20 protein-coding genes are annotated in these 21877 nt (G+C 51.9%); 10 read left to right on the top strand and 10 right to left on the bottom strand.

What is annotated here, in order from left to right; all coding sequences use genetic code 11:
• Positions 1-138 precede the first annotated feature (138 nt).
• Entirely contained in the window at positions 139-1530 is a 1392-nt protein-coding gene (gene pgtP / locus ACLJXE_RS01085) for a phosphoglycerate transporter PgtP (protein WP_410749863.1), read from the top strand.
• 115 nt (positions 1531-1645) lie between these two features.
• Here pgtP and ACLJXE_RS01080 read toward each other — a convergent pair whose 3' ends face one another.
• Positions 1646-1888: a YfdY family protein gene (locus tag ACLJXE_RS01080; RefSeq protein WP_410749862.1), complete on the bottom strand. Its 243-nt coding sequence runs from the start codon at positions 1886-1888 to the stop codon at positions 1646-1648.
• 439 nt (positions 1889-2327) lie between these two features.
• Here ACLJXE_RS01080 and lpxP point away from each other — a divergent pair, with 439 nt between their 5' ends.
• Positions 2328-3248, top strand: coding sequence for a kdo(2)-lipid IV(A) palmitoleoyltransferase (gene lpxP / locus ACLJXE_RS01075; protein WP_410749861.1), 921 nt, complete (start codon positions 2328-2330; stop codon positions 3246-3248).
• A 41-nt stretch (positions 3249-3289) separates the two neighbouring features.
• On the opposite strand, the gene ACLJXE_RS01070 is transcribed toward lpxP, so the two are convergent.
• Positions 3290-3877, bottom strand: coding sequence for a lysozyme inhibitor LprI family protein (locus ACLJXE_RS01070; RefSeq protein WP_410749860.1), 588 nt, complete (start codon positions 3875-3877; stop codon positions 3290-3292).
• A 371-nt stretch (positions 3878-4248) separates the two neighbouring features.
• Here ACLJXE_RS01070 and ypdK point away from each other — a divergent pair, with 371 nt between their 5' ends.
• On the top strand, positions 4249-4320 hold the full coding sequence (ypdK, locus tag ACLJXE_RS01065) for a membrane protein YpdK (RefSeq protein ID WP_010723117.1): 72 nt from the start codon (positions 4249-4251) through the stop codon (positions 4318-4320).
• 68 nt (positions 4321-4388) lie between these two features.
• On the opposite strand, the gene alaC is transcribed toward ypdK, so the two are convergent.
• Positions 4389-5627, bottom strand: a complete 1239-nt coding sequence (gene alaC / locus ACLJXE_RS01060; RefSeq protein WP_410749859.1) for an alanine transaminase — start codon at positions 5625-5627, stop codon at positions 4389-4391.
• Between the two features lie 387 nt (positions 5628-6014).
• Here alaC and ACLJXE_RS01055 point away from each other — a divergent pair, with 387 nt between their 5' ends.
• The 4 genes from ACLJXE_RS01055 to ACLJXE_RS01040 are packed head-to-tail and all read left to right on the top strand — an operon-like array spanning position 6015 to position 9588.
• Complete coding sequence (locus tag ACLJXE_RS01055) at positions 6015-7712, top strand: sensor histidine kinase (protein WP_137384256.1); 1698 nt, start codon at positions 6015-6017, stop codon at positions 7710-7712.
• A 14-nt stretch (positions 7713-7726) separates the two neighbouring features.
• Positions 7727-8461 (top strand): two-component system response regulator YpdB, encoded by a 735-nt coding sequence (ypdB, locus tag ACLJXE_RS01050; RefSeq protein ID WP_410749858.1) that lies wholly within the window; start codon positions 7727-7729, stop codon positions 8459-8461.
• A 15-nt stretch (positions 8462-8476) separates the two neighbouring features.
• Positions 8477-9340 carry a helix-turn-helix transcriptional regulator gene (locus tag ACLJXE_RS01045; RefSeq protein WP_410749857.1) on the top strand — a complete coding sequence of 288 codons (864 nt, stop codon included), beginning with the start codon at positions 8477-8479 and terminating at the stop codon, positions 9338-9340.
• A gap of 59 nt (positions 9341-9399) precedes the next feature.
• Positions 9400-9588, top strand: a complete 189-nt coding sequence (locus ACLJXE_RS01040; protein WP_410749856.1) for a hypothetical protein — start codon at positions 9400-9402, stop codon at positions 9586-9588.
• Positions 9589-9666: 78 nt separating this feature from the next.
• Here ACLJXE_RS01040 and ptsP read toward each other — a convergent pair whose 3' ends face one another.
• The 6 genes from ptsP to glk all read right to left on the bottom strand — a co-directional run bounded on the left by ptsP (position 9667) and on the right by glk (position 17108).
• On the bottom strand, positions 9667-12162 hold the full coding sequence (gene ptsP, locus ACLJXE_RS01035; RefSeq protein WP_410749855.1) for a phosphoenolpyruvate--protein phosphotransferase: 2496 nt from the start codon (positions 12160-12162) through the stop codon (positions 9667-9669).
• Positions 12163-12185: 23 nt separating this feature from the next.
• Positions 12186-13226: an aminopeptidase gene (ypdE, locus tag ACLJXE_RS01030; protein WP_410749854.1), complete on the bottom strand. Its 1041-nt coding sequence runs from the start codon at positions 13224-13226 to the stop codon at positions 12186-12188.
• Positions 13226-14311, bottom strand: a complete 1086-nt coding sequence (ypdF, locus tag ACLJXE_RS01025) for an aminopeptidase (RefSeq protein ID WP_410749853.1) — start codon at positions 14309-14311, stop codon at positions 13226-13228. The genes ypdE and ypdF overlap by 1 nt, the downstream gene beginning before the upstream one ends.
• A 17-nt stretch (positions 14312-14328) precedes the next feature.
• On the bottom strand, positions 14329-15576 hold the full coding sequence (locus ACLJXE_RS01020) for a PTS fructose transporter subunit IIC (RefSeq protein ID WP_410749852.1): 1248 nt from the start codon (positions 15574-15576) through the stop codon (positions 14329-14331).
• Positions 15577-15596: 20 nt separating this feature from the next.
• Positions 15597-15923, bottom strand: a complete 327-nt coding sequence (locus ACLJXE_RS01015) for a PTS fructose transporter subunit IIB (RefSeq protein ID WP_096756278.1) — start codon at positions 15921-15923, stop codon at positions 15597-15599.
• A 219-nt stretch (positions 15924-16142) separates the two neighbouring features.
• A complete protein-coding gene (gene glk, locus ACLJXE_RS01010; protein ID WP_115643122.1) occupies positions 16143-17108 on the bottom strand; it encodes a glucokinase in 966 nt (321 codons plus the stop codon).
• Between the two features lie 204 nt (positions 17109-17312).
• On the opposite strand from glk, the gene ACLJXE_RS01005 reads away from it, so the two are divergent.
• Complete coding sequence (locus tag ACLJXE_RS01005; RefSeq protein ID WP_410749851.1) at positions 17313-18548, top strand: ion channel protein; 1236 nt, start codon at positions 17313-17315, stop codon at positions 18546-18548.
• Here ACLJXE_RS01005 and ACLJXE_RS01000 read toward each other — a convergent pair whose 3' ends face one another.
• The gene (locus ACLJXE_RS01000) at positions 18549-20201 is read right to left on the bottom strand and encodes an alpha-keto acid decarboxylase family protein (RefSeq protein ID WP_410749850.1); all 1653 of its coding nucleotides are present in this window, start codon (positions 20199-20201) and stop codon (positions 18549-18551) included. It lies immediately after the preceding gene.
• A gap of 182 nt (positions 20202-20383) precedes the next feature.
• On the opposite strand from ACLJXE_RS01000, the gene mgrA reads away from it, so the two are divergent.
• Together mgrA and ypeC are read left to right on the top strand one after the other, a co-directional pair.
• Positions 20384-21373 (top strand): L-glyceraldehyde 3-phosphate reductase, encoded by a 990-nt coding sequence (gene mgrA / locus ACLJXE_RS00995; RefSeq protein ID WP_410749849.1) that lies wholly within the window; start codon positions 20384-20386, stop codon positions 21371-21373.
• A gap of 137 nt (positions 21374-21510) precedes the next feature.
• Positions 21511-21837 (top strand): DUF2502 domain-containing protein YpeC, encoded by a 327-nt coding sequence (gene ypeC / locus ACLJXE_RS00990; RefSeq protein WP_410749848.1) that lies wholly within the window; start codon positions 21511-21513, stop codon positions 21835-21837.
• Positions 21838-21877: the final 40 nt, after the last annotated feature.

Below are 21877 nucleotides of genomic sequence, written 5' to 3'. Positions count from 1 at the left end.
AGGGTCAAAATCAGTCCCATTTTCAGCAAATTGGGTCAATAATGACACATTTCTTCAGTTTGAATTTCTTCACCACCTATATCACTCTTCACTGCGAAAAATCCTGATATTCACATCAATATAAATTTAGGTGATGATATGTTATCAATATTCAAGACAGGGCCATCGGCAAATAAAGTCCCGGAAGATAAAATTCAGGAGACTTATGGTCGATACCGCATTCAGGCGTTACTTAGCGTATTTCTTGGCTATCTTGCGTATTATATTGTACGCAATAACTTCACTCTCTCCACCCCGTACCTGAAAGAACATCTGGATCTCAGCGCAACACAGATTGGTTTACTCAGCAGTTGTATGCTCATTGCCTATGGGATCAGTAAAGGCATCATGAGCAGCCTGGCAGACAAAGCCAGCCCGAAAGTCTTTATGGCTTGCGGCCTGATCCTGTGCGCCATTGTCAACGTTGGCTTAGGGTTCAGCACCGGATTCTGGATTTTTGCCGCGCTGGTGGTCTTCAACGGGTTGTTCCAGGGGATGGGCGTCGGTCCCTCGTTTATAACCATCGCCAACTGGTTCCCACGCAAAGAGCGTGGACGCGTTGGTGCATTCTGGAATATCTCACACAACGTCGGTGGCGGTATTGTCGCCCCCATTGTTGGCGCCGCCTTTGCTATTCTCGGCAGCGAACACTGGCAAAGCGCCAGCTATATCGTCCCAGCCTGTGTTGCGGTGCTATTTGCTTTTATTGTTCTGATGTTGGGAAAAGGCTCACCACGCGAAGAGGGCTTGCCCGCTCTGGAACAGATGATGCCGGAAGAAAAAGTCGTGTTAAATGCCAGGCACGTAACCCAGGCACCGGAAAACATGAGCGCCTTTCAAATTTTTTGCACCTACGTGCTGCGTAACAAAAATGCCTGGTATGTTTCATTGGTAGATGTTTTTGTCTATATGGTGCGTTTTGGTATGATCAGTTGGTTACCGATTTATCTGTTAACTGAAAAACATTTCTCGAAAGAACAAATGAGCGTGGCGTTCCTGTTTTTCGAATGGGCCGCAATTCCTTCCACACTGCTGGCAGGCTGGCTGACCGATAAACTGTTTAAAGGTCGTCGCATGCCGTTGGCCATGATTTGTATGGCGCTGATCTTCGTCTGCCTGATCGGTTACTGGAAAAGTGAATCCCTGCTGATGGTCACTATTTTTGCCGCCATCGTCGGGTGCCTGATCTATGTGCCCCAGTTCCTGGCGTCTGTTCAGACCATGGAAATCGTCCCCAGCTTTGCTGTCGGTTCGGCGGTCGGATTACGCGGTTTTATGAGCTACATTTTTGGTGCATCGCTGGGAACCAGTCTGTTTGGTGTCATGGTCGATAAGATGGGATGGCATGGCGGTTTTTATCTGCTGATGGGCGGGATTGTCTGCTGCATTCTGTTCTGCTATCTGTCTCACCGCGGGGCGCTGGAACTCGAACAACAACGAAAAAATGCCCAACAACAGGACACGGAGCTGCAGCTTGCTGATGCAAGGTAATCTGCTTTAGAGAGAAAAAAGTGCCAGCGATGCTGGCACTTTAGTTTGCTCAGATGGAAGCCAGGAAATCAGTCAATGTGGTACACAATTGCGTTTTCAGTTATGAACCTTCGATTTAATGCTTATCATCCCCCACCATAAAGCGAATGATCAATCCGCATGCCGGGGCAAGAAAAAGAAATAGTCCCGTTACCATTTCGTTTCCATCAGTCAACCGTATGGTAAAGAAATAAATTAATGCCGTAAGGATAGCCATGCCGAAAAAAGAACTAATTGACGCGGCAGCGCCCATTACCTGCCAAATATAGCAACTGACGCACAGAATACTCAATGCGAGGAAAGTCCAAAAATAGAACATAGCGTTACCTCCTGTCTGCCGTAAAAATCGACGTAAGTCCTTACACATCCTTGATTTTATAGTCTAAGACAATTCCTATCCGTTCGCAATTCAAGCAACATTTCGCTACAATAACCGTTCATCTTCTGAACAGAGCATTCCCTGTTGACCTTTATTTAATCGTCATAAAAACAACAAATTATCTATAAGCTTATTCTCGCTTTTTATCGACCATAAAACATTTACGAAACTTGAGGAATTATTTCTGGATGATATTAATCTTCGGGTGTACATTGTCCGTCCGATCATTCATACCCCTCGTGGTTTGTCCTGACTCAGTTTTACACTCTTTACAGGAACCATTGTCGCTCATAGTGACCTAACTGTTCAGTGTCAGAGAGTAACGCTGTAGACAAAGAATCTTCGCGATACATTATTTTCGTACCAACAACAGGTGCTTATGTTCCCCCAATGTAAATTTTCGCGCGCGTTTTTGCATCCGCGCTACTGGCTCACATGGTTCGGTGTCGGTGTGCTCTGGTTACTGGTGCAACTCCCTTATCCTGTTTTATGTTTTCTGGGTACCCGTACAGGTACGCTGGCGCGCCCATTTCTAAAGCGCCGGGAATCCATTGCCCATAAAAATCTCGAACTCTGTTTCCCGAACCTGTCACAAGAAGAAAGGAACAAACTGGTCGACGAGAATTTTCGCTCACTCGGCATGGCTCTGCTTGAAACCGGTATGGCCTGGTTCTGGCCAGATCGCCGGGTGCGTAAATGGTTTGATGTTGAAGGTCTGGACAACCTGCAACGCGCTCAGGCGCATAACCGTGGCGTAATGGTAGTAGGCGTACATTTTATGTCGCTGGAACTGGGGGGCCGCGTGATGGGGCTTTGCCAGCCAATGATGGCAACCTACCGCCCGCACAACAACAAATTAATGGAGTGGATACAAACCCGCGGCCGTATGCGCTCGAACAAAGCCATGATCGGCAGAAATAATCTGCGCGGCATTGTCGGTGCCCTGAAAAAAGGGGAAGCCGTATGGTTTGCACCCGATCAGGATTATGGCCGTAAAGGCAGCTCATTTGCTCCCTTCTTCGCCGTCAAAAATGTTGCGACAACCAATGGTACCTACGTGCTGTCACGCTTGTCGGGGGCGAAAATGCTGACCGTCACCATGGTGAGAAAATCTGATAACTCCGGCTACCGTCTGTTTATCACGCCAGAAATGGAAGGTTACCCGGAAGATGAAAACCAGGCCGCGGCCTATATGAACAAAATCATTGAGAAAGAGATCATGCGGGCACCCGAGCAGTATCTCTGGATCCATCGTCGTTTCAAAACCCGCCCGATGGGTGAAGCCTCGCTATATGTCTAAAAAGAAAGGCCGAGTGGCCTTTCTTTATTTCTGCGCTTGAATTACTTAACACTCCACTTGTTCTGTAGTTCAGTCATTCGTTCGCTATATTCTCTGGCAAGGCAGGCGGGCTTATCCTGCTCTTTCCAGCATTCATTACGTCCTTTGATCCAGCCTCGTTGCTCTGCTTTTAGCATTGGGTCATTTTTCGATTTAGTCAGCGCCTGCTTGTAGACCCCGTTCAATTTTAAATCCATTGCGGAGAGCGACGGGCTCTGACAGATAATCTCTTCCATACTTCCCTTTTCCACTGCAGAACAGGAAAACGATGGGCCAGCATGAGTCGTTTTTTTCGCCGGAGAGAAATCAACATTATCTTCAGGCAGACAAATCCCATGCTTGCGGTTTGGGCCAGCCCAGGACACTTCCGGGTTTCCGTCATCTTTTCTGGAAATAGAGACGGTATTTTTACCGCTCTTCGCCTCCCAGTAATTGTCATTGAAGGTCTTAATGGTCGCTTTTGTGCCATTAATCCATACATTGCCTTTACCATCACTATTCACACCACCAATACTTGCGCAGCTAAAATTGAACGCTTGCGGTGCAGCCGCCATCGACGTCAATGGCGCAAGAACAAGTGCTAACATCATTAATCTGGTCATTTATAACCTTTTCATTATCAAATTCCGCGAAAAAATTAACCGCATTAACGTCAAGGTGATATGAGAATTTTCTGAGTAACAGCTACGTCGCTCAATAGCAATTTATTACCGTCAGAAATTAAACTGTCGCCGAATCACGACACTTGTAAGTTACTAAAATTAAATAAAAAAATGCCTCTTGTTTCACCTCATTTTTAGGCGTACATTAGCGCCGTCTGGAGCATTAAAGCTCAGAATTCTGAGGTGATGCAGCCAAGCAAACGCGGGGTATTCTCCCTTTCGTTTATGCTCGCATCAGCTCTCTGTCAGGTAAGCATATGTTCATTTAGGCGTACTCATCGTATGCGGAGAGATGAAAAGTGAAATATTTCTTTATGGGCATTTCTTTTATGGTCATCGTGTGGGCCGGTACTTTTGCCCTGATGATCTAAATTGAAAGATGCAGCAAAAAAACAGGAGCCATTTGGCTCCTGTTTGCGTATGTAAGGTAAAGGTTTTGCTAGTCGGTACTATCAGTGGCTGATTTCGGGCTGGCCGGCAGTAAACCATCTGCGCGGAACATGGCTTTGATCCCACGGATTGCCTGACGGGTACGGTCACGGTTCTCAATCAGCGCAAAACGCACGTGTGTATCACCATAGTCCCCAAAGCCAATCCCCGGCGAAACACAGACCTTCGCCTCATTCAGCAATTTTTTGGCAAATTCAAGCGACCCCATCGCGGCGTACTGCTCCGGAATTTTCGCCCACACGTACATCGACGCTTTTGGCATTTCAATCATCCAGCCCGCTTCATGCAGCCCCTTGACCAGCACATCGCGACGACGCTTATATTGCTCAGCGATATCCCGTACGCATTGCTGATCACCTTCCAGCGCGGCAATAGCGGCTACCTGCAGCGGTGTAAATGTTCCGTAATCGTGATAGCTCTTAATGCGCGCCAGTGCGTTTACCAGCGTTTTATTGCCAACCATAAAGCCAATGCGCCACCCCGCCATGTTATAGCTTTTCGACAAGGTGAAAAATTCAACGGCAACATCACGGGCACCCGGAACCTGCATAATCGATGGCGCTTTCCAGCCATCGTAGACAATATCGGCATAGGCCAGGTCATGAACCACCAGCACATCGTAGCGTTTAGCCAGTGCAACGACCTTTTCGAAGAACTCCAGCTCGACACACTGCGCCGTCGGGTTGGACGGGAAGCCTAAGATCATCATTTTCGGTTTCGGGTAGCTTTCGCGAATCGCACGCTCCAGTTCATTAAAGAAGTCGACCCCTTCCACCAGCGGCACGGAACGCACCTGTGCTCCGGCGATAACGGCACCATAAATATGGATGGGGTAACTGGGATTCGGCACCAGGACCGTGTCGCCGTGATCCAATGTAGCCAACATCAGGTGAGCCAGCCCCTCTTTGGAGCCAATCGTTACAATCGCTTCGGATTCAGGATCGATCTCGACGTCATAGCGTTCCTGATACCAGCGAGAAATCGCCCGACGTAAACGAGGAATACCGCGCGACGTTGAATAACCGTGGGTATCCGGGCGCTGCGCCACGGTACACAGTTTTTCAACAATGTGAGGAGGCGTAGCACCATCCGGATTCCCCATGCTGAAATCGATAATATCTTCGCCGCGCCGACGCGCAGCCATCTTCAGTTCAGCGGTAATGTTAAAAACGTAAGGGGGAAGACGATCAATACGCGTAAAACGACGTTCAGGGCGGGAATCAGCCATAATATCCTCAGATGTACGTTAGCGCCCGGACCGTCCGAGCGACGCTGCCACGATGGTGGCACGTTTAGAAAATAGCCTGAACAATTTCCTTCTGTCGAGAGGTACAGCAAAATATTTTTTATCGACATAAAAGAGGAACTACCTTTCTAAAACGGGAAATTCATGAATATCCAACCCTCATGAAATCACCAGTTTTTAACATTTTGTTGTTAAATACATTACGTTGAAGTTCGCCTTCTCAGGAGAGATATTGTAAATACAACAATCATGCAACAATCCCCTTTTAATATTGTGGTTTTTCCTCATTAGCCTGTGCTGACAGGGATGCTGGTCATCCTGCCTCAGGTTACCTATCATAGAGGTTTAACCCCTTCGCAAGAGTCACCTGTGCACGAAATATTCAATATGCTGCTGGCGGTCTTTGATCGGGCAGCGCTGATGCTGTTCTGTCTGTTTTTCCTGATTCGTATCCGCCTGTTCCGCGAACTGTTGCACAAGTCAGCTCACTCGGTGAAAGAACTGCTCGCCGTTACTGCCATTTTCTCCATGTTTGCCCTGTTCAGCACCTGGTCTGGTGTACCGGTAGAAGGCTCACTGGTGAACGTGCGTATCATTGCCGTGATGTCAGGAGGAATTCTGTTCGGCCCATGGGTCGGTATCATTACCGGACTCATCGCGGGTACGCACCGTTATCTGATTGATATTGGAGGTGTTACCGCCCTTCCCTGTTTTATTACCAGTATCCTTGCTGGCTGTATTGCGGGTTGGATCAACCGAAAAATCCCTAAGGCACAACACTGGCGCGCCGGTATTTTAGGCGGGATGCTGTGCGAATCATTGACCATGATTCTGGTGGTCGTCTGGGCCCCCACAACCGAACTGGGGCTGGATATCGTCTCGAAAATCGGTATCCCGATGATCCTTGGCAGCGTCTGTATCGGCTTTATCGTCATGCTGGTACAAAGCGTGGAAGGAGAGAAAGAGGCCAGTGCGGCAAAACAGGCTAAACTGGCGCTGGATATCGCCAACAAAACCCTGCCGCTTTTTCGACAGGTCAATAGCGAGTCGCTACGCCAGGTGTGCGAAATTATTCGCCATGATATTCATGCAGATGCCGTCGCGATCACCAATACCCAGCACGTTCTGGCCTATGTCGGCGTTGGCGAACTGAACTACCGCGATAACGATGATTTCGTTAGCCCTACCACCCAGCAGGCGATAAATTACGGAAAAATCATCATAAAGAACAATGATGAAGCACATCGCACGCCGGAAATACACTCCATGCTGGTAATACCGTTGTGGGAAAAAGGTGTGGTCACTGGCACACTGAAAATCTACTACTGCCATGCCCACCAGATCACCTCTTCATTACAAGAAATGGCTATCGGTCTGTCACAAATTATCTCGACTCAGCTTGAGGTTTCCCGCGCCGAGCAGCTACGCGAAATGGCAAATAAGGCAGAGTTGCGGGCACTACAAAGTAAAATAAATCCCCATTTTCTGTTTAACGCGCTAAACGCGATCTCATCGTCAGTGCGGCTTAACCCGGACACTGCACGCCAGCTCATTTTTAATTTATCTCGCTATCTTCGCTATAATATTGAATTAAAAGATGATGAGCAGATCGACATCAAGAAAGAGCTGTATCAAATTAAGGATTACATTGCCATTGAGCAGGCCCGTTTTGGCGATAAGTTGACGGTTATTTATGATATCGATGAAGAGGTCAGCTGTTTTATTCCCAGCCTGCTGATTCAGCCATTGGTTGAGAATGCCATCGTCCATGGGATCCAACCCTGCAAAGGGAAAGGTGTGGTCACTATCAGCGTAGCTGAATGTGGTAATCGGGTACGCATTGCCGTCAGAGATACCGGCCATGGTATCGATCCGAAAGTCATTGAACGCGTCGAGTCCAATGAAATGCCGGGCAATAAAATTGGCCTGTTGAATGTGCATCACCGCGTTAAGCTCCTGTACGGTGAAGGGCTACATATCCGCCGTCTTGAACCTGGCACAGAGATTGCCTTTTACGTGCCAAACCAGCACTCACCTGCAGCAGCCCCGGCCACATTATTGCTTTAACCAGGAGTAAAGTTGTGAAAGTCATCATTGTTGAAGATGAATTCCTGGCCCAACAGGAACTTAGCTGGCTGATAAAAGAGCACAGCCAGATGGAGATTGTCGGCACATTTGACGACGGTCTGGATGTGCTTAAATACCTGCAGCACAACCGCGTTGACGCTATTTTTCTGGATATTAACATTCCGTCACTGGATGGTGTGCTGTTGGCACAGAACATCAGTCAGTTTGCGCATAAGCCCTTTATTGTGTTTATTACAGCCTGGAAAGAACACGCTGTTGAAGCCTTTGAACTGGAAGCGTTTGACTATATTCTGAAACCGTACCAGGAATCACGAATTGTCGGCATGTTGCAAAAACTGGAGGCAGCCTGGCAACAGCAGCAAACAGGAGCCCTCCTGACCAGCCCGGTGACGCGTGAAAACGATACGATCAACCTGATCAAAGACGAGCGGATTATCGTTACGCCAATCAACGATATTTACTACGCTGAAGCTCATGAAAAGATGACCTTCGTCTACACGCGGCGCGAATCGTATGTCATGCCGATGAACATCACCGAATTTTGCAGCAAACTGCCTGCCTCACATTTTTTCCGCTGCCACCGCTCATTCTGCGTAAACCTGAACAAAATCCGCGAGATCGAACCATGGTTTAACAACACCTATATTTTGCGATTAAAAGATCTGGAATTTGAAATCCCGGTTAGCCGGAGTAAAGTGAAAGAGTTCAGACAGTTAATGCACTTATAGCGCCGAGAAAAAGCGATGAAAGAGCCAGGACTACCCGCGGACCAACAGTTTTTCGCCGATCTGTTCAGCGGCCTGGTGTTAAACCCCCAGCGTCTGGGGCGCGTGTGGTTCGCAACCCAGCCCACCCTATTACCGACCGGTAGTATATGTATCGACCTCCCGCGCCTCGATATCGTACTACGTGGCGAATACAGCAACCGGTTGGAAAAACAGCAGCATAGTCTGCCAGAAGGGGAGATGCTGTTTATCCCGGCGAAAGCGGCGAATCTACCCGGCAGCGATAAACCTGTGATGCTGCTGAGCCTGGTGTTTTCTCCGTCCTGGCTGGGGCTCTCATTTTATGAAAATCGAACCGCATCGCTGTTACGCCCGGTACGCCGTATTGAGTTACCCCATCCACAGCGCGGCGAAGGTGAGGCGATGCTCACCGCATTAACCCATTTAAGCCGCTCACCTCAGGCCCAGGATATTATTCAGCCGCTGGTGCTTAGCCTGCTGCATCTTTGTCGTAGCGTGGTGAATACCCACCCAGACACAGGGCGTCCGCGTGCTGAATTTCTCTATCACTGTATGTGTAATTGGGTACAGGATAACTATGCCCAACCGCTGACCCGGGAAAGCGTGGCGCAGTTTTTTAATATCACCCCTAATCACCTGTCAAAAGTCTTTGCCCAGCACGGCACCATGGGGTTCGTCGAATATCTGCGGTGGGTCAGAATGGCGAAGGCGCGCATTATCTTGCAGAAATACCATCTGTCGATTAGCGAAGTCGCGCAACGATGTGGATACCAGGACAGTGATTATTTCTGCCGCCTGTTCCGGCGTCAGTTTGGCCTGACGCCGGGAGAGTACGGCGCACGTTTTCAGTCTGCACGTTGATTGAGACAGCATCAACGGGTTTAATACGCCACAGGCTTACTCAATAAAGTGAATATGCGATGAAAAACAGACGTGCACTCTCCCTGATGTGTTATCAGATGCTGGAATCAGGTGCGGATCGTCGGACCGTGAAAAGAGCCCTGACCTCCCGCCGTGTTAAAGGTCGTCAGGCAGTGGTGCTACTGTGCAAGCAAGAGATGACGCTGTTAAGAGCCGGGAAACTGCCGGTGCAAAACGCGCCGCATTGATGATTTCGCTTTCCGGTTGCGTTTACCCAGCCTGCAACCACAACGCCACAAGGCTGGATAGCGCTCTTTCCGTGAAGCTTAAAACGTCAGTTCCGCCTTCAGCAGCGCCAGAATACTGTCGGCATTTTCAGCGGCAAACAACGATTGGCGGAACTGCTTGTTAACGAGCTTACGCGCCAGCTGCGAGAAGACCTTCACGTGGTTAATGCCTTCATCGGCACCCAGCGTCAGCATGATCACCAGTTCCACCTCACCCATCTCAGACTGCCAGTCAACGGGCTGGGCAAGCCGGGCAATGCTGATACTGGAATGACGGATCCACTGGGATTTCGTATGCGGGATAGCGACGCCAAAACCGACGGCGGTGGTGACTATCTCTTCGCGCTGCCAGACATCCTCTTCCAGCTCAAACGGATGTTCAGTTCGTCCATTTACCCCAAGATTGCCGCACAGGAATTGGATCACCTGCTCTTTGTTACTCAGCGTCTCGCCAACAAAGATATTCTCCAGCGCCAGCAGCGGACGCACATCTTTCTGCGGCGCAAACTGATTCAGCAAATCTTCTATCTCTTGAGCGCTACGGCACTCACAGGCCTGCATGGCGAGTTCACAGCATGCCTGGCTGTCCAGTTGACGAAGCTGACTTTTCACCGCTGGAATACGCGGACTACTCATGCTCAGTTCGTCGAGTCCTAAACCCAGGAGCAGCGGTAAATAGCGTCCTTCGCCACCCAGTTCACCACAAATGCCCACCCATTTACCGCGTTCGTGCGCCACGCGGACAATCTGTTGCAACATACGAAGGAACGACGGTGTAATCGGATTGTACAGCGGCGAAACGCGTGGGTTATTACGATCGACGGCGTACAGGTACTGGGTCATATCGTTTGAACCAATACTGAAAAAATCCACCTCATCACAGAAATGGTCGATGATGTAACACACCGACGGCACTTCAACCATAATCCCCAATGAGATTGTCGGAGCATGACGTAAACCGTCTTCTTTCAGCGCCACCAGCGCTTTTTGCAGTTCGCTTTTTACCCACAAAATCTGGTCGAGGCTATGCACCATCGGGATCATCAGCTGTGCGTTACCGAAGGTCGCCGCACGTAGGATGGCACGCAGTTGGGTACGAAACAGTCCGGCAAACTCCGGATAAATCCGCACCGCACGGTAGCCGAGGAACGGATTTTCTTCCTGCGGAATATTGAGATAGCGGATATTCTTATCACCGCCAATATCCATGGTGCGAAAGATAACCGGCTTGTCGCCCGCGGCCAATAAGACCTGCAGGTAGGCTTCAAACTGTTCCTGCTCGTCAGGAGCGCTGTCGCGGTCCATAAACAGCATTTCAGTACGAAACAGCCCAATCCCTTCCGCACCATTGGCAAATGCCCCCGGCGCTTCCAGCCCGGTGCCAATATTCGCCGCAACGTCAATGCGCTGGTTATCTTTGGTCAGCGCGGGTTGGGCGGCATCAAGCGCCTGCCGCCGCTGGCATTCATCGGCCAGCTTCTGTGCAATCGTGTAATAGCCGCGAACCGCATCGTCCGGATTGATGGCCAGTACCCCGCAGCGGGCATCCAGTACCGCAGACTGCCCTGTGTAGCGGCTAATGGCCTCCAGAGGCAAGCCGCTAAGCACCGGAATAGCCGACGCGCGAGCGAGAATCAGGGTATGCGAGGTGCGCCCCGTTTTCTCAAGGATCATGCCAGAAAGATGCTGCAAATCGAGGCTTAAAAACTGGCTGGGCGTCAAATCCTCAGCGACCAGAATCGTCGGCTCATTCAGTATCAGCGTATTGCGCGGACGTCTTTTAGGCCAGGTGATGTGCAGCAGTTGTTCGCTGATATCACGGATATCGCTGACGCGCTCGCGCAGATAATCGCTACCAGAGGCCGACAGCTTGTCGCACACCTGCTCCATATTAGCGACGATTGCCGCCCCTAGCCCCAAATGCTGCTCCAGCATTAAGCGGCGAATATTCCCGGCAAACTCGTCGTCCTGAATCAGAGACAGATGCGCGCTGAGGATGGTTTTACTCTCACCGTCGCGCTCGCGCAACTGTTGATTGAGCTGTTCGGCAAGCGTCGCCAGACTGTGCTCCAGCCGGGTATTGTCTTCTGCACTCGCCGCAATCGCGCGATAGCTTTCCAGATTATCGCTTAGCCAAAGCGTGAGCGAACCGGCGCCCACGCCCCCGGCCAGCACGGTGCCGTACAGCAGGTCCGGGTTGAGGCGAATCAGCGAACGCGGTAACGGATGAGCCGCCAGTTCCACCGACGTCGGTTGAACGCTATCGCTGTCAATAAACCGGTGCCGGAGATACTCCTCCAACGCTCGCCGGGCCTGTTCTTCATCGCGACCGGTGATGGCTAAACTACAGCTGTCGTTAAACAGCGTCCCGGTGCCAATCAGCGCCAGCGAGCTTTTCGCATCCGCCTTCGCATTCTGGCGATGGTTAATAAATATCACCTCACTTTGCCACTGACTGCACTGCTCTTTCAGCTCCCACGCCGGACGCGCATGCAGGCCATTGGGTAACGGGCAAAGAAATTGAATCGTTAGCATAACAACTCCTGATTAGCGGGAAATCAGCACCTGAAGTCCGTCAGATGAGCCACGGTTTCGCACGTAAGATGTGAAATAAGAGCCGACAACAACTGCTGCGTCTGAATGATGTCACGACAATCGGCAATCGACGCCGCACAGTGCCCATGTCGCGTGGCTGGCCCCATGACAACCGTTGGGATCCCCGTGCCGCTTACGTGCACCGCCCCGCCGTCGGTGCCGCCATTGCTGAACATATCCAGCTGTAGCGGTATACCTATCTCAGCGGCAATGCTTTCGATCCATGCCGTTAATTTTGGCGGCGCAATAAGCGACTTATCGCTCAGCACCAGCATCGGGCCTTTACCCGTCTGCCGGTGGTTGGCTTTACCATAATCAAAGTTTTTGGCCCAGCAGGCAGTATCCAGCACAATCGCCACATCAGGTTCGACCGCTCGCGCCGCCGTTTGCCCTCCGCGCAGCCCGACCTCTTCGCTGGAACTGGCCACCAGCCAGACCTCGCAAGGCAGTTCAGCACGATGCCATTCGCGCAGCAGGGCTATCAGCAAATAGCACCCGAGTCGATCATCAAAGGCTTTGCCCATCACCCGCTGGTGTGGCAGGACCTGAAAAGTCGTGTCGAAGGTGACGCGATCGCCTGGCCGAACACCGGCCTGAATCACTTCGTCATAAGAGCGTGCGCCAATATCTACCCGCAATGCGCTAACGTCATTGCCGCTGCGCTCACCGTCAAGCAGTCCGGGGATTTTGCTCTCTTCACGGGTGGTAATCCGCACCGGTTGCAATTGCCTGGCCGCCATACGCACATTTCCCACCGGCAATACATCGATTGCCCCTTCGCTGGAAATACCGCGCACGATAAATCCCACTTCATCCATATGCGCGCAGATCATCACCTTCGGACCGGTTGATTCATTCAGACGGATCAGCACCGATCCCAGGCCATCAAAGCGCACCTCTTTATGCAGACGATCCACTTCTTCGAGCAGGATCTGGCGCACTTCCTGTTCTGAAGAGGCGATCGCGTCCGCCTCGCTCAGAGCCTTCAATAGCGATAAGTCCATTACGCCTCTCCCGTGTGTAACAATGTTTTTGGCATGCTGTAGAGCACCTCTCCACCGTCTGGCGTAACCAGCACGACATCCTCAATACGCACGCCTCCCTGCCCCGGCAGATAAATACCCGGTTCAACGGTGAGCAGCATGCCAGCCGCCAGAGGCGTCGAGTCAGAGGGAGAGAAGCGTGGGTTTTCATGCACCTCAATGCCAATAGCATGTCCTGTATTGTGACCAAACTCATCGCCATAGCCCGCCAACGTAATGACCCGCCGGGCCGCAGCGTCCACCTCATTGCAGCGCGCGCCTGGTCGAATTGCCGCCACCGCCGCACGTTGCGCCGCAAGGACAATCTGATACACGGAAAACAGCGCACTTTCTTCAGCAGGCTGATTGGTGTCGGGGATGCGAAAGGTTCGCGTCATATCCGAACAATAGCCCTGGTACTGCGCGCCAAAATCCAGCGTGATGAACTCGCCTGCTTCGACAACCTTGTCGCTCGCTTTTCCGTGCGGCAGCGCGCCGCGCCAGCCGCTGGCGACAATGGTGTCAAAAGACGCTTTTTCCGCACCAAGCGTGCGCATAAACCACTCCAGCTCGGCGGCAATTTCACGCTCACTGAGCCCCGGCTGAATATAACGACGAATGTGTTCAGCGCTGAGATCGGCAATCCGGCAGGCTTCGCGTATACGGGTAATTTCCTGCGCCGTTTTTACCTGCCGCAGCACATCCGGTACAGCGCTCACCAGTCGGGCACGCAGTTTGCCTGACCATGTGTTCGCCGTTTCCCAGCTTACCTGCTCGCCTTCGACCCCCACCGTCTGCAGCTTTTCGTTAGCAATGATGTGATTCACCCGCGAATACAGCGTCTGCGCTCCATCAAGTAGATGGATCTGATAGCCCTGAGTACGCGTGGCGACATCGGTGTAATAACGAGCGTCGACCAGGATATGTGCGCTTTCATGGCTGATAAACACAAACCCAGAACTGCTGGAGATCCCCATATGTGGCTGTTTATTCTGCCGCGATGACAGCAGCATCGCATCGAGATGTTGCGCCGTTAGCCAGTCGCGCAGCGAAGCAAGAAAGCTCATGGTCACAATCCTTTTAATCAGAGACTTTCAATCAGCAATTTGCCTTTGCGATACATCATGTTGCGCAGAAACACCACCATCAGCGCCGTAATCACAGCACCTAGCAGGATCCCCGCCATATAGACGCCAAGGTTAGTAACCAGCGGCCACGCCCAGATAGCTGATTCCGGGAACCACTGCACCGCGCCCAGCCAGACGGCAACCGTCGATCCAACAATGGCGCCAACCATATAGGAAGGAATTGCCGTGATGGGGCTCTCCAGCGCAAACGGGATCGCCCCTTCGCTGATGCCCATAAACGCGAGGAACATCGCCGTTTTCCCCTGTGGGTAGAGCTGTGCGCTGAACAGGCGCTGACCGGTTAAGCGACGATCGAGAAGCGTGGCCAGCCCGAGCCCAATTGGAGGGATCACAATCGCAATAGCGCGCGCAGTTACCGGCAGAACGTGATCGGTGGTAAAGCTGAAGGCAACGAACCCTGCGGCCTTATTGATGGGGCCGCCGAGGTCAATCGCCGTTGCCGCGGAAATACCCATTGCATACATCAGCGTGCCTTTCTCTCCGGCCGCCGTCAGCAAAGTACGAATTCCACCGTTGATCCAGCCGCCAAACGGCGTTATCACGTAGTACATCGCCAGCATGACAAAAATGGCAGAAAGAATGGGCAGTAAAAAGGTGGTTTTGAACGCCAGCAGGAAATCAGGCAACTGGATTTTCTGGTTCATCCACTTCACCAGATACCCAGCTATAATCGAGATAATCAGCGCGCCAATAAAGGTTGACGGGACGGGAGCACTGGTTGCCCATTGCAGCGTCGCTGGGTCAAAATTCAGTACCTGCGTGGGCTGGGTGGACATCAGACCGCCGATGAACCCCGCTGGAAATGCCAGCTTGCCGCCGATAGAGTTGGCGACGAAGGCGGCAAACATCGGAATAGCAAAACCAAACAACACGCCGCCAAAAGATTGCGACAGCCAGGCAAATTTCAGTAATGAGAGATTAAAACCGGAGAATTTTCCGCTGTTCAGCGCATCCATGATGCCAGTGTCAGCAGGAATATCGAGCCAGCTATAGGCGATCAGTTGCGAGAAGGCGAGAATGACCCCGCCCATAATTAACGTCGGCACCATGCGTGAAATACCCGACATCACATGTTGTGGAAGTTCGCCCCAGAAGCTATTGCGGGAGGCCGGTGGATTTTTTATTGCCGCTGCCGCACCAGATGCGCCAGGCACAACGGTTGCACTGCGTTTTTTAATGGCCATACGTGATTCCCTGTAGACAATTATTGTTGTTCTGCGGCAACCATCTCTTCGATCTCTTTAATGATGCCAGCAGCATTTTTGATCGCGTCCTGCAACGTAATTTCATACACATCGCGCGTTTCAAAACGCTCGTTATCTTCCGGGGTGACGGCAACAGAATGGATAATTAACGTCGCCTCCGCGATGTCCTGCGGCGTCAGACGGTTTTGAATACCATCAGCACCCTGGGTTTCAATTTTCACTTCATAGCCTGCTTCAACCGCCGCTTCCTCCAGCGCCTGAGCCGCCATAAAGGTGTGAGCCAGCCCCATTGGGCACGCGCATACGGCAATCAGTTTTTTGCTCATAATCATTTCCTCGTAATAGTAAACGAGTGAAATTATGGTCCGGGAAAAGTAACAACCGTTATCAGACAAATAATGCTTTTACTGGATAAATAATCCCGTCATTCGGAAATGTGACGAAGGTCGGAAAGGGGGACGGCGGACATAAAAAAACCGCGTCAGAAGCGCGGCTTTGCGGGATGTATGGGCCGGATAAGCGCAAAGCGCTATCCGGCACAAGTCTTACAGAATGTGCCCCAGCGTCTGGCGTAAATGCGCGCCGGAACCAAGCAGACCTGGATTATCATGCACAATAAGATATACCGGAATATCCTGCACATAGGCTTTAAAACGCCCTTTATCCTCAAAACCACCGCGAAAACCCGACGCTTTAAAGAATTCCAGGAAGCGCGGCACTATGCCACCGGCAATGTACACCCCGCCAAACGTCCCTAGCGTTAATGCCAGATCGCCGCCAAACCGGCCCATGATGACGCAAAACAGCGACAGTGCACGACGACAATCAATACAGGAATCGGCCAGTGCGCGTTCCGTAATATCTTTCGGTTGCAGATTTTCCGGCAGACGTCCGTCGGATTTCACAATCGCGCGATACAGATTTACCAGCCCAGGACCGGACAGCACGCGCTCCGCAGAAACGTGGCCAATCTCAGCCCTCAACACTTCCAGGATAATCGCTTCTTCCTCGCTGTTCGGCGCAAAATCTACATGCCCCCCCTCGCCTGGCAGGCTCACCCAGCGTTTATCCACATGTACCAGATGTGCCACGCCAAGACCGGTGCCCGCGCCATAGACTGCAATAGGTTTGCCCTCGACAGGCTCAGCGCCGCCAAACTGGATCAAATGCTCTTTTTTCAGCATTGGGATTGCCATTGATACGGCAGTGAAATCGTTGATGATTTCCAGATGGCTAAAGCCCAGATTCTTTTTCATCTCAGCAATAGAAAATGCCCAGGTATGGTTGGTCATGGCCACCCAGTCGCCGGTTATTGGGCAGGCAATGGCGATACAGCCATCTTTGACGCTAACGCTATGCTCATCCAGGTACACGCGCACAACGGCTTCAAGGCTTGGGTAATCCAGCCCGGAATAGGTTTTCGCTTGCGAAATCTCGCCACTGGCGATATCGCACAGTGCAAGACGCGCATTGGTGCCGCCAACATCACCCACTAAAGCATATTTTGTCATTCTTCCACGGCTCCGCTAAAGTCAGAATAAATCTTTGCCACACTGTAAATTCATGGGGGCATAACAACAACGCCCTGAAGGCTGATGCCCGTGGAATATCGATCCAGGTCACAGAATTACTTTATCGTTTCAGCACCATTTGCAGCGATGCCGTTGGGCAGGCTGTGCAAACTACCTCTATGACTCTGCATTAAGGAATAGAAAATGCTCCATCCGCGAGCCAGAACGATGCTCTTGCTATCAACACCTGCGTTACTGATTGGTGTAGCGTCCAGTCTGGTGCTGATTGCTGTGATGAAAGTGGCTTCCGTTTTACAGCAATTTTTGTGGGAACGTCTGCCCATAAGCATCGGTATTGCCCAGGATTCTCCATTCTGGATTATTGCTATGCTCACGCTTACCGGGGTCATGGTCGGGCTCATCATCCGCTACAGTCATGGTCATGCTGGCCCTGACCCAGCCTGCGAACCCTTAATCGGTATGCCCGTCTCGACCTCTGCGTTGCCAGGACTGCTGGCCGCCCTGATTGTTGGCCTCGCGGGTGGCGTCAGTTTGGGCCCAGAGCACCCCATCATGACCGTTAACATTGCGCTGGCAGTGGCGATAGGTAGCCGCATGTTTCCGCGAATTGCAAAGCTGGACTGGACCATCCTCGCCTCTGCTGGCACCATCGGGGCGCTATTTGGCACCCCAGTTGCCGCTGCGCTGGTCTTTTCGCAAACGCTGAACAGCTCCAACGATGTCCCCCTATGGGACCGTCTGTTCGCACCGTTAATGGCCGCCGCGGCAGGATCACTCACCACCAGCCTGTTCTTTCATCCCCACTTTTCATTGCCCATCACGCACTATACGCAGATGCATCTGGTCGATATCTTCAGCGGCGCGGTCGTTGCTGCCATTGCTATCGCAGCGGGGATGGTGGCCGTGTGGTGCCTGCCTCGTTTGCACCATCTGATACATCGCCTGAAACACCCGGTGCTGATCCTCGGCGTTGGAGGCTTTATCCTTGGTATTCTGGGTGTTATCGGAGGACCACTGACCCTGTTTAAGGGCCTGGATGAGATGCAGCAAATGGCATTTAGCCAGACGCTGGGAGCCTCAGACTATTTCATGCTGGCGGTGATAAAGCTGGCAGCGTTGGTCGTGGCTGCAGCGAGTGGTTTTCGCGGTGGGCGGATTTTCCCCGCGGTATTCGTTGGCGTCGCGCTGGGGCTGATGCTGCACGCCCATGTCGAAGCCGTTCCTGCCGCGATTACGGTCTCCTGCGCCATTATGGGACTGGTACTGGTCGTCACTCGTGATGCATGGCTGAGCCTGTTTATGGCGGCTGTGGTGGTGCCGGACACCACCCTACTACCGCTGTTGTGCATCGTTATGCTTCCGGCCTGGCTGCTATTAGCCGGAAAACCAATGATGATTGCTGACCGTCCCGATAAGTAGCTACCCCCCGTTACGGGATTCCAGCGCACGGGTCACCGTGCGCAAGAGTTCAGGAAGGTCAGCTTTCGGCAACACCACCTCGATCAACGAGAGGCGTTGCGGTTTTACCAGACGAGCCAGAACCTCTTCCAGTTGGACAGCCTGCTTCACACGCCAGCATTCCGCCTGGCATTCACGACTTAGCGCCTGTGGCACCAGCGTCCAGCTCCATCCGGCGATATCATTGTATCGTTGGTTCGCGCCATGAATGGCACGTTCCACGGTATAACCGTCATTATTGAGCAGTAAAATAACAGGAGTTTGCCCGTCTCTAAGCATGGTACCCAATTCCTGAATGGTGAGCTGTGCCGCGCCATCGCCAATAATCAGGATCACCCTACGGTGCGGGAAGGCCGTTTGCGCCCCGAAAGCAGCAGGCAAAGCGTAACCGATTGACCCCCACAGCGGCTGGACCAGTACCTCCGCCCCGGCAGGAAGCGACAGCGCAGCTGCGCCAAATGCTGCGGTCCCCTGATCGACAAGAATAATGTCGTCGGGGGCCAGATACTGTTGCACCGTATGCCAGAAATTCCCCTGCGTCAGAGGGCCTTTCTCAACCTGCAGACGCCCGGCACAAGGACGTTCAGGCGGAAGCGAAAACGACATTTCCAGGCACAGTTCCCGTAGCGTAGTGACCGCCTGTTCCATAGGGATGTTAAACCAGCTCCCTCCAACCCGCGACGCATGAGGTTGAACCTCAATAGTTCGCTCGAGAGGTACGTTTTGCGTAAACCCGGCAGTCAGCGTGTCAACAAACTGGGTACCGACGCAAATAATCGTATCGGCATCTTCTATCGCCTGGCGCACATAATCACTGCTGGCCCCCGCACTGTATGTGCCAACAAACGCCGGATGTCGCTCGTCAAACAATCCTTTGCCCATCAACAGCGTGGCATGAGCCATCGGCGTTTCTGTCATCCAGCGTTGTAAAACGGGCTGCAAGCCAAAGCGTAGCGCGAGAAAATCGGCTAATAGCGACACTCGCGAACTGTCCAGCAACTGCTCACGCGCATGATAGCGAAACGCAGCAGCGACACTTCTTTCCGGCTCGCTCAAGGGAACAATAAGTATGTCACTCGGTGGTGTAGCAGGCTGTTTCGCAACATCAGCAGGTAGCATCAGATAACCCGGTCGTCTTTCGGTTAACATCGCCTGCAGCACACTATCAATTTCATAGCAGGCATTTTGTTCATCCAGCACTGCACTGGCTACCGTCACTGACTGTTGCATACGGTAGAAATGCTCAAAGTCACCGTCGCCAAGGGTGTGATGCATTAACTCGCCACGACGCTGAGCGCTGCGACATGGGGCCCCGACAATATGCAGGACAGGAACGTATTCTGCGTAACTTCCTGCAATGCCATTAATTGCGCTTAATTCGCCCACACCAAAAGTGGTCAGCAGCGCGCCCGCTCCGACTACCCGGGCGTAGCCATCCGCGGCATACGCCGCATTCAATTCATTCGCACATCCGACCCAACGCACACTTGAGTGGTCAATAACGTGGTCAAGAAACTGCAAATTGTAATCGCCCGGCACACCAAACAGATGGTCAATGCCACAGCCTGCCAGCCTGTCCAGCAGATAATCAGCAATAGAATACGGGGTTTGCATGACAGCTATCCTTCTGACGGTAACCTCATGTTGAGTATCGAAGAACTGTGATGACTGTCCAGGAATGTCGCCGTGAAGGGGTGGAAAGCAGGATGTACAGTTTTGGCGAATAAAATTTCCTTGAAGAATCGATTGTGTAACCGTATACACTGAAAAACACAAATATTCTGGAAGGAGGCGACATGGTTTATCAGGCTAACGAAAATCGCTATCACACGATGGAATACCGCCACTGCGGTCAGAGCGGGCTCAAACTGCCGATTGTCTCCCTGGGTCTGTGGCACAATTTTGGTGATACTACTCAGGTCGAAAACAGCCGGGCCTTATTACAGCGCGCCTTCGATCTGGGGATCAGCCATTTTGATCTGGCGAATAACTACGGTCCGCCGCCAGGTTCGGCTGAACGAAACTTCGGTCGAATCCTGCAGGAAGATTTTTTATCGTACCGGGATGAACTGATAATCTCGACCAAAGCGGGCTATACCATGTGGGAAGGTCCCTACGGTGACTGGGGGTCGCGCAAGTACCTTATTGCCAGCCTCGATCAAAGCCTGAAACGTATGGGGCTGGAGTATGTTGATATCTTCTATCACCACCGCCCCGATCCCCAAACACCGCTCAGAGAAACCATGAAAGCGCTGGATCATATTGTGCGTCAGGGGAAAGCGTTGTACGCAGGACTCTCTAACTATCCGACGGATCTCGCCAGACAGGCGATCGAAATACTCGATGATTTAGGGACACCATGTCTCATCCACCAGCCGAAATATTCCATGTTTGAGCGCGAGGTTGAGGGGGGACTGTTGTCACTTTTACAGGAGAAAGGTGTTGGCAGTATCGCCTTTTCCCCACTGGCTGGCGGGCAATTAACTGACCGCTATCTGAACGGTATTCCGGCGGATTCCCGGGCAGCAAGTGCCAGTCGTTTTCTCAACCCAGACCAGATCACCCCACAAAAACTGGAAAAAGTCCGTGCCCTGAATGCGCTGGCCGGGCGCCGGGGCCAAAAACTGTCCCAGATGGCGTTAGCCTGGGTTCTTCGCGATGATAAAGTGACATCAGTACTGATTGGCGCCAGCAAACCTGCGCAAATTGAAGATGCCGTTGGCATGCTGGCAAACCGTCATTTCTCTCCCGAAGAGTGTGCGGAGATCGACACCATCCTGGGTTGATGGAAATAAAGACACATTTATTAACAAAAAGTGCTCTCTCAGATCATTTAAGAGTTAAGGCGATGAAACGGGGCTTTACTGCCCCGTAATATTGCGTTAACAGGCCGGCTACGGCTCGATCGTGAAGGAGAGAAAGAATGTTCAGGTCATTGATTCTGGCGGCAGTCTTATTGGCTTTTGCACCGCTGGCCGCAAACGCTGGCGAAATAACCCTGCTGCCGTCAATTAAATTACAAATTGGCGATCGCGATAACTACGGCAACTACTGGGACGGTGGACGCTGGCGTGACCGGGATTACTGGCACCATAATTATGAATGGCGTAAAAATCGTTGGTGGCGTCATGACAACGGTTATCATCGCGGCTGGGATAAGCGCAAAGCTTATGAGCGTGGCTATCGTGAAGGCTGGAACGATCGCGATGACCATCGCGGGCGTGGACGTGGCCACGGGCACCACCATTAATGTAAAAAATCCCCATCATACGGGGAGTACTGTTCACACA

Source organism: Citrobacter sp. U14242 (assembly GCF_046555775.1).
Classification (GTDB): Bacteria; Pseudomonadota; Gammaproteobacteria; order Enterobacterales; family Enterobacteriaceae; genus Citrobacter.
The sequence above is the reverse complement of the archived record's forward strand: the minus strand, read 5'-3'. Positions and strand labels throughout refer to the sequence as shown.